Source organism: Methylibium rhizosphaerae (assembly GCF_006386545.1).
Taxonomy (GTDB): Bacteria; Pseudomonadota; Gammaproteobacteria; order Burkholderiales; family Burkholderiaceae_C; genus Pseudorivibacter; species Pseudorivibacter rhizosphaerae.
The window spans coordinates 40670-52994 of record NZ_SWAR01000038.1; the positions used below are offsets into that span (position 1 = coordinate 40670).

Here is a 12325-nt window from a genome sequence, read left to right on the forward strand (position 1 = left end):
TCAGGCGGCCGCCACTTCGACCAGGCAGTCGTAGAAGCTGGGCGCGCGGCCGATGTCGGTGAGCCTCTGGTGGGTCAACTCGTTGACGTTGGTGCCGTCGGGTCCGAGCTTGCGCCACCAGATGCCCAGGCCGTTGACCACGCCAGGGCGGGCCCGTTCGCTCACCGAGGCGGCGCAGCGGTATTCGCCGCGGTCGTTGAAGACACGCACCATCGCGCCGTCGGCGATGCCGCGCGTGGCCGCGTCGCTCGGATGGATCTCGACCAGCGGCTGCCCCTCGACGCTGCGCAGGCTGGTGACGTTGACGAAGGTGGAATTGAGGAAGTGGCGCGCCGGCGGGGAAATCATCGCCAGCGGGTAGCGCGCCGCGAGCTCGGGCGCCGAGGCGGCCGATTCGTAGTTCGGCACGTAGTCCGGCACGCCCAGGCCCGGCGCGTCGAGCTGGCACTTGCCGCTGGGCGTGAGGAAGCGGCCTTCGGCAAACGGCGCATCCGGCAACGGCAGCTTGACCCAGCCGTCGCGGCGCAGCTGCTCCAGGCCGATGTGATCGCCGAAGGCCACTGCCGCGATCTGCTCATCGGTATCGGCAAAGCAGGCGTCGGTGTAGCCCATGCGGGCGGCCAGCCGGCGGAAGATCTCGGTGTTCGACAGCGCTTCGCCCAGCGGCTCGATGGCCCGCTCGTTGACCAGCGCATAGGTGTGGCCGTAGCTCAGGTGCACGTCGAAGTGCTCGAGCTGAGTGGTGGCCGGCAGCACGTAGTCGGCATGGTCGGCCGTGTCGGTGAGGAAATGCTCCAGCACCACGGTGAACAGGTCTTCGCGGGCGAAGCCGCGCACGACCTTGGGCGACTCGGGCGCCACCGCCACCGGGTTGCTGTTGTAGACCACCACCGCCTCGACCTTGGGGCCGAAGGCCGCGGAGCCGTCGCGCAGCAGGTCGTCGCCGATGGTGCTCATGTTGATGGTGCGCGGCTTGCGGCCGGCCAGCAGGTCGGGACGCTGCAGCCCCGCCTTGTTGACCGGGAACCAGCCCGAGCTCGACAGCAGCAGGCCGCCGGCCGCATGGCCCCAGGCGCCGGTGAGGCATGGCAGGGCCGCGATCAGCCGCACCGCATTGCCGCCGCCGCGCACCCGCTGCATGCCGTAGTTGAGGCGGATCGCCGCCGGCTTCGTGGTGCCCCAGTCGCGCGCGAGGCCGCGCACTTCGTCCGCGGTGATGCCGCAGACCCCGGCGGTGCGCTCGGGCGTCCAGGCCATGGCCTTGTCGCGCAGTGCCTCCCAGCCTTCGGTGCGGCGGGCGATGTAGTCGTGGTCGAGCCAGTCGTTCACCACCAGCTCGCGCATGACGCCCAGCGCCAGGGCGCCGTCGGTGCCGGGCAGCAGCGCGATGTGCTGGTGGCACTTGTCGGCCGTCTCGGTGCGGCGCGGGTCGATGCACACCAATCTGGCGCCGGCGCGCTTGGCCGCCTGGGCGAAGGTCCAGAAGTGCAGGTTCGACGCGATGCTGTTGCTGCCCCAGATCACGATCAGCCGGCTGTGCGCGAAGTTCTCGAGGTGCATGCCGACCTTGCCGCCGTAGGTGGCGGCCAGCGCCTCGCCGCCGGCGTTGGCGCAGATGGTGCGGTCCAGCAGCGAAGCGCCCAGCTTGTGGAAGAAGCGCGCCGCCATGCTCTCGCCCTGCACCAGGCCCATGGTGCCGGCATAGCTGTACGGCAGGATGGCCTGCGAATCGCGGGCCGCGATGGTCGCGAGGCGGCCGGCAATGTCGGACAGCGCCTCGTCCCAGCCCACCCGCTCGAACTGCCCGCTGCCCTTGGGGCCGACCCTGCGCAGCGGAAACAGCACGCGCTCGGCATGGTAGGTGCGCTCGGGGTAGCGCGAAACCTTGGTGCACAGCGCCCCATGCGTGGGCGGGTGGTCGGGGTCCCCCTGCACGCGAACCGCCCGGCCGTCTTCGACCGTTACGCGTATCGCACAGGTGTCGGGGCAGTCGTGGGGGCAGGCGGCACGGACCAGCGTCTTCATGCGCGAACTATTGCACAGCACGGCGAAGGAATCGGGCGCCCGGGCTCCCAGGCCTGCCGGCGGCCGGAACGATGTCACGTCCGGCGCAACGCCATGGCGCATATCCTGCGAGGCAGGGGGCTAGCGCTGTCAGAAAAGCGCGCGTGATGAGAGCCCGGACGTGGTCACCGGCCGCCGCGCGAGACCTTGGAGTTGCCGTGATGAACCGTCGAGACGCGATCAAGCGTGTGGCCGCCGCCAGTGCCGCCCTTTCCCTGCCCGCCTGGGCGCAATCCGGCCGCATCGTGCTGGGCCAGTCGGCCGCGATGAGCGGGCCCGCCGCCCAGCTCGGCATCCAGATGAACAAGGGCGCGAAGATCTTCTTCGACCAGCTCAACGCCAGTGGCGGCGTCAACGGCCAGACCGTCGAACTGCGCGTGCTGGACGACGGCTATGAGCCCGACCGATGCAAGGCGAACACCGAAAGGCTCATCAAGGACGACGTCTTCGGGCTGCTGGGCTACGTCGGCACGCCCACCTGCATGGCCGCACTGCCGCTCGTCAACGAAGCGAAGATTCCGTTCTTCGGCCCGTTCACCGGCGCCGAGTCGCTGCGCGATCCGTTCAGCAAATGGGTCTTCCATGTGCGCGCGAGCTACTACGACGAGACAGCCCTGATCGTGAAGCAGCTCACCTCGCTGGGGCTTCGGAAGATCGCCGTGTTCTATCAGAACGACGCCTACGGCAAGGCCGGTCTGGAAGGCGTGCGCCGGGCGCTCAGGCCGCTGGGCCTCGAGCCGGTCGCGCTGGGCACGGTCGAGCGCAACACGGTCGAGGTGGCCAAGGCCGTCGCGGACATCGCCCCCTCGAAGCCCGACGGCGTGGTGCAGATCGGCGCCTACAAGGCCTGTGCCGCCTTCGTCCGCGCGGCGCGCAAGGCCGGCTACGGCGGCACCTTCTACAACGTGTCGTTCGTGGGCACCCAGGCGCTGGCCGACGAGCTGGGCCGCGAAGGCCGCGGCGTCATGGTGAGCCAGGTGATGCCCTTTCCCTTCTCGACCACGACCCAGATCTCGCGCGAATACCTCGACGCCGTGCAGAAGGCCGGACCCGAGGCGCAGCCCAACTACTCGAGCATGGAGGGCTACCTCTGCGCCAAGGTGTTCACCGAGGGCCTGAAGCGGGCCGGCCGCAACCCGTCGCGCGAATCGCTGGTGTCGGCGCTGGAGTCGATCCAGAACGCCAGCTTCGGCGGCTTCCGGGTTGACTTCGGCCCGAAACGCCACGTGGGCTCGAGCTTCGTCGACCTGTCCATGCTGACGGAGGATGGAAAAGTCCGGCGCTAAGATGCCCCCGGCCCTGCAGCCGGAGTCTTCATGAAGCTGATCGAATCCATCCTCGCCGACGCGGCCTCGATCACGACCCTGCGTCGCGACATCCACGCCCACCCGGAGCTGTGCTTCGAGGAAGTGCGCACGTCCGACGTGATCGCCAGGCAGCTCACCGAATGGGGCATTCCCATCCACCGGGGCCTGGGCAAGACCGGCGTGGTGGGCATCGTGAGCAACGGCACGTCCGGGCGTGCCGTCGGGTTGCGCGCGGACATCGACGCATTGCCCATGACAGAGCACAACCATTTCGAGCATGCCAGCCGCCACGCCGGGAAGATGCACGCCTGCGGCCATGACGGCCACACGGCGATGCTGCTGGCCGCTGCCAAGCACCTGTCCAAGCACCGCAACTTCGACGGCACCGTGTACCTCGTGTTCCAGCCGGCCGAAGAAGGCGGCGGCGGTGCGCGCGAGATGATCAGGGACGGACTGTTCGAGAAGTTCCCGATGGAGGCCATGTTCGGCGCCCACAACTGGCCCGGCATGAAGGTCGGCCAGTTCGCCATCAAGAGCGGGCCGTGTTTCGCCTCGAGCAACGAGTTCAAGATCACCATCCGCGGCAAGGGCGCCCACGGGGCCATGCCGCACCTGGGCCTGGACCCGGTGCCGGTGGCCTGCCAGATGGTGCAGGCCTTCCAGACCATCATCACCCGCAACAAGCGGCCCATCGACACCGGCGTGATCTCCGTCACGATGATCCACACCGGCGAAGCCACCAACGTCGTGCCCGAGACCTGCGTGATCGAAGGCACGGTGCGCACCTTCACGACCGAAGTGCTCGACCTGATCGAGCGACGCATGAAGACGGTGGCCGAGGCCACCTGTGCCGCGTTCGAGGTGGGCTGCGAGTTCGAGTTCGCGCGCAACTACCCGCCCACCATCAACCACCCGGCCGAAACGCAGTTTGCCCGCGAGGTGATGGCCGACGTGGTGGGCCAGGACAACGTGCTGGAGTTCGAGCCGACCATGGGCGCCGAGGACTTCAGCTACTTCCTGCAGCACAAGCCCGGCGCCTATTTCCTCATCGGCAACGGCGACGGCTCGCACCGCGCCGGCGGCCACGGCCTGGGGCCGTGCATGCTGCACAACCCCAGCTACGACTTCAACGACGACCTGATCCCTCTCGGCGCCACGCTCTGGGTGCGGCTGGCCGAGAAGTGGCTGGCATCGCCGCGGGGCTGATTCATGAGCACGCCGGCCGAAGCCTTTTCGTCAAGCTACGCCGAGGCCCGGGCCAAGTTCCGCGCCGCGGCCGAGGCGGCCGGCCTCGACGTCGAGGCGCACCTGCACCCCCTGCGCGGACGAGACGGCGAAGAGCTGGCGATGGACGTGGTGCGCGACGGGCCGCGGCAGGCCGAGCGGCTGCTCGTCCTTTCCAGCGGCTGCCACGGCGTGGAAGGCTATTGCGGGTCCGGCGCCCAGGTCGCCCTGCTGCGCGACCGCGAATGGCGGGCGGCGGCCCGCGCCGCCGGCGTGGCGGTGCTCTATCTCCATGCGCTCAATCCGTATGGCTTCTCTTGGCTGCGGCGGGTGACGCAGGAAAACGTCGACCTCAACCGCAATTTCCAGGACTTCTCGAAGCCGCTGCCGGCCAACCCGAGCTACGACGAGATCGCCCACCTGCTGCTGCCCGCCCACTGGCCGCCCGGCGCAGAAGTGCGCCAGCAGCTCGACGGCTACCTCGCCCGGCACGGCATCGCGGCACTGCAGGCGGCCGTATCGGGCGGGCAATACAGCCACCCCGAAGGCCTCTTCTACGGCGGTGTGAATCCCACCTGGAGCAACGTGACGCTGCGCCACGTGCTGCGCGAGCACGGCGCAGGCGCGCGCAGGCTGGGCTGGATCGACCTGCACACCGGCCTGGGGCCGCAAGGCCATGGCGAGCGCATCTTCGCCTGCCGCGACGACGCCGCTGCCCTGCGCCGGGCTCGCGCCTGGTGGGGGCCGGAAGTCACGTCCATCTACGACGGCAGCTCCAGCTCCGCCCTGCTGACCGGCCTGATGTGGACGGCAGCCTACGACGAGATCCCGCAGGCTGAGTACACCGGCATTGCGCTGGAATTCGGCACCGTGCCCGTCATGGAGGTGATCGAGGCGTTGAGAGCCGAGCACTGGCTCGAAAACCATCCGCAGGCGCCGGCCGAGCAGGCCTGGCAGATCAAGCAGCGGCTGAAGGATGCCTTCTACGTGGACAGTCCGGAATGGAAACATCAGGTCGTGGAGCAGACCTCGGCAGCCGTCGAACTGGCGGTCGATGGCCTGTGCCAGCCGGATTCTGAGTAGTCCTGCACGCCTGGGGTGGCACAGCAGGAACAATGTCGGCTGCGCTGTCTCCTAGGCGCTGCATAGTTGCGCTTTGGTACTTTTCCAGGGTGTTGCACCGTTTACAGTGCACTATCAATCAACGATGATCCCCCAGTTTTTTTCGCATTGTGAAGTGACGCCGTGGCAGTGGATACCCTTGTAGAAGCCCCTCAAAGCTCCCTTTCGGGTGTGGCGCGGGTGCTGGTCCATGCCGGCAAGATCAACGCCAAGGCTGCCGAGGAGCTGGTCAAGACCTCGAAGGAGCAGCGCCGCAGCTTCGTTTCTGCGGCGGTGGCTGCCGGCACGATCAGCGCCGCCGACTTGGCTCACACGCTTTCGAGCGCGCTGGCGGTGCCCCTGCTCGACCTCAACGCGGTCGATGCCCAGCGGCTGCCCAAGAACGTCATCGACAACAAGCTGTCGGCGCAGTACCAGGTGGTGGTGCTGGGCAAGCGCGGCAGCCGGCTGTTCATCGGCGGCGCAGACCCTACCGACCAGGAAGCCGTCGAGCGCATCAAGTTCGCCACCCAGCTCACGCCCGAGTGGGTGATCGTCGAGCAGGACAAGCTCGCCAAGCTGCTGGAAGGTGCCACAGCCACCGCCAGCGAAGCGCTGGAGGCGATGTCCGGCGGCGACTTCGAGTTCGACGTCACAGACGACGTCACCGAGAAGCAGCAGGAAACGCAAGAGGTCACCACCGACGTCGAAGACGCTCCGGTCGTGCGCTTCCTGCAGAAGATGCTGATCGACGCGATCAACATGCGCGCGTCCGACCTGCACTTCGAACCGTTCGAATACAGCTACCGCGTGCGTTTCCGCGTCGACGGCGAGCTGCGCGAGATCACGCAGCCGCCCATCGCCATCAAGGAAAAGCTCGCCTCGCGCATCAAGGTCATCTCGCGGCTGGACATCGCCGAAAAGCGCGTGCCGCAGGACGGCCGCATGAAGCTGAAGTTCGGCAGCAAGTCGATCGACTTCCGGGTCAGCACGCTGCCCACGCTGTTCGGCGAGAAGATCGTGATCCGTATCCTCGATTCCTCCAGCGCCAAGCTGGGCATCGAGGCGCTGGGCTACGAGAAGGAAGAAAAAGACCGGCTGATGAACGCCATCGTGCGCCCGTACGGCATGGTGCTGGTCACCGGCCCCACGGGTTCGGGCAAGACGGTGTCGCTGTACACCTGCCTCAACATCCTGAACCAGCCGGGCGTCAACATCTCCACCGTCGAGGATCCGGCCGAAATCAACCTGCCGGGCATCAACCAGGTCAACGTCAACGACAAGGCCGGCCTCAACTTCGCCGTCGCGCTCAAGGCCTTCCTGCGCCAGGATCCCGACGTGATCATGGTGGGCGAAATCCGCGACCTCGAAACTGCCGACATCGCCATCAAGGCCGCCCAGACCGGCCACATGGTGATGAGCACGCTGCACACCAACGACGCACCGACCACGCTGACCCGTCTGCTCAACATGGGCGTGGCGCCTTTCAACATCGCCTCGAGCGTGATCCTGATCACGGCCCAGCGCCTGGCGCGCAGGCTGTGCGAGGGCTGCAAGGTGCCGGCCGACTACCCGCGCGAGTCGATGCTGAAGGCCGGATTCAAGGAGCCGGACCTCGATGGCAACTGGAAGCCCTACCGCGCGGTCGGCTGCTCGTCGTGCAACAACGGCTACAAGGGGCGGGTCGGCATCTACCAGGTGATGCCGATCAGCGAAGAGATCCAGCGCATCATCCTGAGCGAAGGCACGGCGATGGACATCGCCGCGCAGGCACAGCGCGACGGCGTGCGAGATCTGCGGCAGTCCGGGCTGGTGAAGGTCAGGCTCGGGGTGACGACGCTGGAAGAGGTCATTTCGGTGACCAACGAGTGAAGCTCAGCAAGAGATAACGAACTAGGAACGTCGGGGGCACTATGGCTACGGCAGCGATGGCGGCGAAGGGGAACATCAAGGACTTCGTCTTCGAGTGGGAGGGCAAGGACCGCAACGGCAAGATCGTCCGCGGCGAAATGCGTGCCGGCGGCGAGGCCATGGTGAGCGCGAGCCTGCGCCGCCAGGGCATCATGGTCAACAAGGTGAAGAAGCGCCGCATGAGCGGTGGCAAGTCCATCAAGCTGAAGGACATCGCCATCTTCACGCGGCAGCTGTCCACCATGCTGCGCGCCGGTGTACCGCTGCTCCAGGCCTTCGACATCGTCGGCCGCGGCAACCCCAACCCTCGGATGGCGCGGCTGCTGAACGACATCCGCGCGGACGTCGAAACCGGCACCAGCCTTTCAGCCGCCTTCCGCAAGTACCCGCTGTTCTTCGACGCGCTGTACTGCAACCTGGTCGAAGCCGGCGAAGCCGCCGGTATCCTGGAAACCCTGCTCGACCGCCTTGCCACGTACCAGGAAAAGACGCTCGCCATCAAGCAGAAGATCAAGTCGGCGCTGATCTATCCCGTGGCCGTGCTGGTGGTGGCCTTCATCGTGGTGTCGGTGATCATGATCTTCGTGATTCCCGCCTTCAAGCAGGTGTTCGACTCCTTCGGCGCCGATCTGCCCGCCCCCACCCTGCTGGTCATGGCCATCTCCGACGTATTCGTCAAGTACTGGTGGGCCATCTTCGGCTTCATCGGAGGCGGCGTGTATTTCTTCTTCGAGTCCTGGAAGCGTTCGGAGAAGATGCAGAAGGCCATGGACCGCATGCTGCTGAAGATGCCCATCTTCGGCGAGATCGTGCACAAGGCCACCGTCGCCCGCTGGACGCGCACGCTGTCCACCATGTTCGCCGCCGGCGTGCCGCTGGTCGAGGCGCTCGACTCCGTGGGTGGCGCCTCCGGCAACGCGGTGTTCGTCGAGGCGACCGAAAAGATCCAGAAGGACGTGTCCACCGGCGCCAGCCTCACTTCGTCGATGAACTCCACCGGCGTGTTCCCCAACATGGTCCTGCAGATGTGCGCCATCGGCGAGGAATCGGGCTCCATCGACCACATGCTCGGCAAGGCTGCCGACTTCTACGAAGAAGAAGTGGATGAGGCGGTCAAGGGCCTGTCGACCCTGATGGAGCCGATCATCATCGTGATCCTCGGCGGCCTGATCGGCGGCATCGTGGTGTCGATGTACCTGCCCATCTTCAAGCTCGGCCAAGTGGTCTGACGCCCCGGTGGAATTCGGCACCGAACTGCAGCAGGCGCTGCTTTCGCCCTGGGGACTCGGACTGCTCGGACTGTGCATCGGCAGCTTCCTCAACGTGGTGGTGCATCGGCTGCCGCTGATGCTTGAGCAGCAGTGGCGGGCTGAAAGCGCCGAACTGCTGGGCATCGAGAACAAGGACGAGGGTGCACCGCTCAGCCTGTCGCGCCCCCGCTCGCGCTGCCCGCACTGCGGGCACCAGATCCGCTGGTTCGAGAACATCCCTCTGGTGAGCTGGTTGGCCCTGCGTGCCCGCTGCTCGGCGTGCAAGGCCCCCATCTCCGCGCGCTATCCGCTGGTGGAGCTCTTTACCGGCGTGCTGCTGGCCGCGGTCGGCTGGCGTTTCGGCGCCGCGCCGACGACGCTGCTGTGGTGCGGCTTTGCGGCCACGCTGGTCGCCCTGGCCGCCATCGACTGGGACACCACGCTGCTACCCGACAGCCTGACGCTGCCGTTGCTGTGGGCCGGCCTCATCGCCGCGACGCTGGGCTGGACGCTGCCGCTGCCCACGGCGTTGTGGGGGGCAGTGGCCGGGTACCTCTCGCTCTGGTCGGTGTACTGGCTTTTCAAGCTGACCACCGGCAAGGAAGGCATGGGGCGCGGTGACTTCAAGCTGCTCGCGGCAATGGGCGCGTGGCTGGGCTGGCAGATGCTGCTGCCCATCCTGCTGGGCGCTTCGATCATCGGCGCCATCGTCGGCATCGCGATGAAGCTCAGCGCCAACCTGCGCGAAGGCCGCTACGTGCCTTTCGGCCCCTTCCTCGCCGGCTCGGGTGTCGTCGTCATGCTGGCCGGCCAGCAGCGTGTGCTGGGCTGGATCGGCTGGAACTAGCACACACGCACGCCGGCGAACGAGCATGCGTCGCATCGGACTCACCGGCGGCATCGGCAGCGGCAAGAGCGCGGTGGCCGGCATGCTGGGCGAATTCGGCGCCTGCATCGTCGATACCGACGCCATCGCGCGCCAGATCAGCGCGCCGGGCGGCCTGGCGATCCCGGCACTGCGCGAACGTTTCGGCGACGAGGCCATCGACGCAACCGGCGCCCTCGATCGCGACCGCATGCGCACGCTGGCCTTTGCCGACCCTGGTACCCGCACGGCGCTCGAGGCGGTTCTGCACCCGCTGATCGGCGCAGAGGCCGAGAGGCAGGCCGCCGCAGCCCGGCCGGACCAGAGCGTGGTGTTCGACGTGCCGCTGCTGGTCGAGTCGGGCCGCTGGCGGGCGCGGGTCGAACGCGTGCTGGTGGTCGACTGCACCGTCGAGACGCAGATCGAGCGCGTGATGCGCCGCTCGGGCTGGGAGCGTGTTGCCGTCGAGCGCGTGATCGCGCAACAGGCCTCGCGCGAAGCCCGCCGGGCCGCGGCCGACGCCGTCATCCACAACGACGGCGGCATGAGTCTCGACGAGCTGCGCCAGGCCCTGTACACGTTGTGGCAGCGTTGGAGGCTGTGAAACAATCGGCGCGCCTCGCCCGTGCCATCATCGCGGGCACTCTCTCCCTCGCGAGCGCCGCCCCTTGATCCTGTACGAGTACCCCTTCAACGAGAGCATCCGCACGATGCTCCGGCTTGAGCACCTGTTCGACCGGCTCGGCCAGCTGATCCCGCGCGAGGCCTCGGTCGACCACCACTACGCTCTCGCCACCATCTTCGAGATCATGGATGTGGCCGCCCGGGCCGACCTGAAGAGCGACCTGCTGAAGGACCTCGAGCGGCTGCGCACGCAGTTCAACGGCTACCGCGGCAACCCGTCGATTTCGGAGGCCGCGCTCGACGAGGTGATCGGCCGCATCGACCATGCCTTCCAGCGGCTGAACCAGGTGTCCGGCAAGGCCGGCCAGGCCCTCACCACGAGCGAGTGGCTGATGGGTATCCGCAGCCGCATCAGCATTCCCGGTGGCACCTGCGAGTTCGACCTGCCGGCCTACTACGCCTGGCAGAAGGACAGCCCGCAGCGGCGCCGCAGCGACCTGCAGCACTGGACCGTGACCCTGATGCCGCTGGCCGAGGCGCTGAAGGTGCTGCTCGCGCTGCTGCGCGACGCCGGCGCGCCCCACATGGTGGTGGCGCACGGCGGCCAGTACCAGCAGAGCCTGCCCGCCGGCCGCAGCTACCACCTGATGCGGGTCAAGATCGACCAGGGGCTCGGCCTCATCCCTGAAATCTCGGGGCACCGGCTGATGGTGTCCATCCGCCTGATGCGCCAGGACGCCGAAGGCCGCCTGAAGCCCGCCACCGAAGACGCCAGCTTCGAGCTGACGCTGTGCAGCTGAGGCCCGCCGTGAACCAGCCCGCGCCCCGTACCGTCCCTTGCCCCACCTGCGGCGGGCCGAGCGTGTTCGCGCCGCAGAACAAGTGGCGCCCCTTCTGCAGCGAGCGCTGCAAGAACATCGACCTCGGCGCATGGGCCAGCGAAGGCTACCGGGTGGCCGACAGGCCGTCGGGGGACGACCCGCTGGCCGACCTGCCCGCTGCACCGCGCGAGCACTGAAAAAGTCGCCCCCTTGTTTCAGGGGTCACCCCGTCGCAGGGGGGTGGCCGTCCGCAGCGCACCGGTCCACACTTTGGACACCCCGCGAGCAGTTGCGTGGGACCGTCCGAAGAAGGAGCGCGCCGTGTTCAGCAGCAGCGGGAACAAGCCCAGCAGCAGAAGCAGCAGCCATCGCCAGTCCGGCTGGTCTTCGAGCCGGTGGCCCGGCTCCCGCACATCCGCTGGCGCCGGCACCTCAGGTACGGAAAGCGCCGCATCGCGCCAGGGCAGCATGTACGACTCGTCGTGGGAACTCAGCCACGGCTGCGAAGTGGCCGAACTCAGCGACGTGCCGGTGGAATGGAAGGACCTGACCGGCTGACCGCCCGGCCCGCTCACGCCACGTGCGTGGCTCCGTCGAACCCGCGCTCCTGCGCAAACCACCTCAGCACCGGCACCGTGCCGGGCAGCACGGGCTGCACCTGCACCGGCAAGCCCGCCCAGGCCATCTGCTGGCCCTCGCGCATCTCGAACTCGCCGCTCCATTCGTAGACCTTGCAGAAGTGCAGGCGCACCAGCGCGTGCGGGTAGTCCATCATTTCCACGTGCCAGTGGTGGGCTGCGCCGATGGTGATACCCAGCTCCTCGTGCAGCTCGCGGCGCAAAGCCTGCTCGACGGTTTCGCCGGCTTCGAGCTTGCCGCCCGGAAACTCCCAGTAGCCCGCATACACCTTCCCCTCGGGCCGCGAGGTCAGCAGGAAGTCGCCTTCGCGGCCCAGGGCATCGCGTCGCACCAGCACGCCCACGGCCACGTCCACCGGCTTGCGTTCACCGCTCATGTCTGCCCCTCGGCCGGCGAGTACGCCGGCCGATCCCCCGGGGGGATGCGGGCCGGCTTGGGAGCGGCCCGGCGCTCGGCCCGCAAAGATGTCTGCCCCTCGTCCGGCGGGTACGCCGGCCGATCCCCCGGGGGGATGCGGGC

General features: G+C 67.8%; 12 protein-coding genes. 9 read left to right on the plus strand and 3 right to left on the minus strand.

The genetic code is table 11. The features are described 5' to 3' along the window. On the minus strand, window positions 1-2025 hold the full coding sequence (locus tag E8D38_RS22225; protein ID WP_140635716.1) for a molybdopterin-containing oxidoreductase family protein: 2025 nt from the start codon (window positions 2023-2025) through the stop codon (window positions 1-3). Window positions 2026-2225: 200 nt separating this feature from the next. On the opposite strand from E8D38_RS22225, the gene E8D38_RS22230 reads away from it, so the two are divergent. The 9 genes from E8D38_RS22230 (at window position 2226) to E8D38_RS22270 (ending at window position 11364) form a co-directional block, all read left to right on the plus strand. Next, complete coding sequence (locus E8D38_RS22230) at window positions 2226-3350, plus strand: ABC transporter substrate-binding protein (protein WP_140635718.1); 1125 nt, start codon at window positions 2226-2228, stop codon at window positions 3348-3350. A 30-nt stretch (window positions 3351-3380) separates the two neighbouring features. Further along, window positions 3381-4577: a M20 aminoacylase family protein gene (locus E8D38_RS22235; protein ID WP_140635720.1), complete on the plus strand. Its 1197-nt coding sequence runs from the start codon at window positions 3381-3383 to the stop codon at window positions 4575-4577. 3 nt (window positions 4578-4580) lie between these two features. Further along, complete coding sequence (locus tag E8D38_RS22240) at window positions 4581-5678, plus strand: M14 family metallopeptidase (RefSeq protein ID WP_140635722.1); 1098 nt, start codon at window positions 4581-4583, stop codon at window positions 5676-5678. Window positions 5679-5840: 162 nt separating this feature from the next. Beyond that, window positions 5841-7568, plus strand: a complete 1728-nt coding sequence (pilB, locus tag E8D38_RS22245) for a type IV-A pilus assembly ATPase PilB (RefSeq protein WP_140635724.1) — start codon at window positions 5841-5843, stop codon at window positions 7566-7568. 41 nt (window positions 7569-7609) lie between these two features. Continuing rightward, window positions 7610-8836 (plus strand): type II secretion system F family protein, encoded by a 1227-nt coding sequence (locus E8D38_RS22250; RefSeq protein WP_140635726.1) that lies wholly within the window; start codon window positions 7610-7612, stop codon window positions 8834-8836. A 7-nt stretch (window positions 8837-8843) separates the two neighbouring features. Beyond that, window positions 8844-9704 (plus strand): prepilin peptidase, encoded by an 861-nt coding sequence (locus E8D38_RS22255; protein WP_140635728.1) that lies wholly within the window; start codon window positions 8844-8846, stop codon window positions 9702-9704. A 25-nt stretch (window positions 9705-9729) separates the two neighbouring features. Then, on the plus strand, window positions 9730-10326 hold the full coding sequence (coaE, locus tag E8D38_RS22260) for a dephospho-CoA kinase (RefSeq protein ID WP_140635730.1): 597 nt from the start codon (window positions 9730-9732) through the stop codon (window positions 10324-10326). A gap of 64 nt (window positions 10327-10390) precedes the next feature. Next, window positions 10391-11146, plus strand: coding sequence for a cell division protein ZapD (gene zapD, locus E8D38_RS22265; protein WP_140635732.1), 756 nt, complete (start codon window positions 10391-10393; stop codon window positions 11144-11146). 8 nt (window positions 11147-11154) lie between these two features. Continuing rightward, window positions 11155-11364, plus strand: coding sequence for a DNA gyrase inhibitor YacG (locus tag E8D38_RS22270; RefSeq protein WP_140635734.1), 210 nt, complete (start codon window positions 11155-11157; stop codon window positions 11362-11364). Between the two features lie 18 nt (window positions 11365-11382). Here E8D38_RS22270 and E8D38_RS22275 read toward each other — a convergent pair whose 3' ends face one another. Together E8D38_RS22275 and E8D38_RS22280 are read right to left on the minus strand one after the other, a co-directional pair. Beyond that, a complete protein-coding gene (locus E8D38_RS22275; RefSeq protein ID WP_140635736.1) occupies window positions 11383-11637 on the minus strand; it encodes a hypothetical protein in 255 nt (84 codons plus the stop codon). Between the two features lie 101 nt (window positions 11638-11738). Continuing rightward, window positions 11739-12182: an NUDIX domain-containing protein gene (locus E8D38_RS22280; protein WP_140635738.1), complete on the minus strand. Its 444-nt coding sequence runs from the start codon at window positions 12180-12182 to the stop codon at window positions 11739-11741. Between the last annotated feature and the right edge of the window lie 143 nt (window positions 12183-12325).

What these genes read in the sequence shown, in the direction of transcription:
- E8D38_RS22225 (WP_140635716.1), bottom strand. Translation starts at nt 2,025, where the DNA reads ATGAAGACGCTGGTCCGTGCCGCCTGCCCCCACGACTGCCCCGACACC.
- coaE (WP_140635730.1), top strand. Translation starts at nt 9,730, where the DNA reads ATGCGTCGCATCGGACTCACCGGCGGCATCGGCAGCGGCAAGAGCGCG.
- E8D38_RS22230 (WP_140635718.1), top strand. Translation starts at nt 2,226, where the DNA reads ATGAACCGTCGAGACGCGATCAAGCGTGTGGCCGCCGCCAGTGCCGCC.
- E8D38_RS22240 (WP_140635722.1), top strand. Translation starts at nt 4,581, where the DNA reads ATGAGCACGCCGGCCGAAGCCTTTTCGTCAAGCTACGCCGAGGCCCGG.
- E8D38_RS22235 (WP_140635720.1), top strand. Translation starts at nt 3,381, where the DNA reads ATGAAGCTGATCGAATCCATCCTCGCCGACGCGGCCTCGATCACGACC.
- E8D38_RS22275 (WP_140635736.1), bottom strand. Translation starts at nt 11,637, where the DNA reads ATGCTGCCCTGGCGCGATGCGGCGCTTTCCGTACCTGAGGTGCCGGCG.
- E8D38_RS22250 (WP_140635726.1), top strand. Translation starts at nt 7,610, where the DNA reads ATGGCTACGGCAGCGATGGCGGCGAAGGGGAACATCAAGGACTTCGTC.
- E8D38_RS22280 (WP_140635738.1), bottom strand. Translation starts at nt 12,182, where the DNA reads ATGAGCGGTGAACGCAAGCCGGTGGACGTGGCCGTGGGCGTGCTGGTG.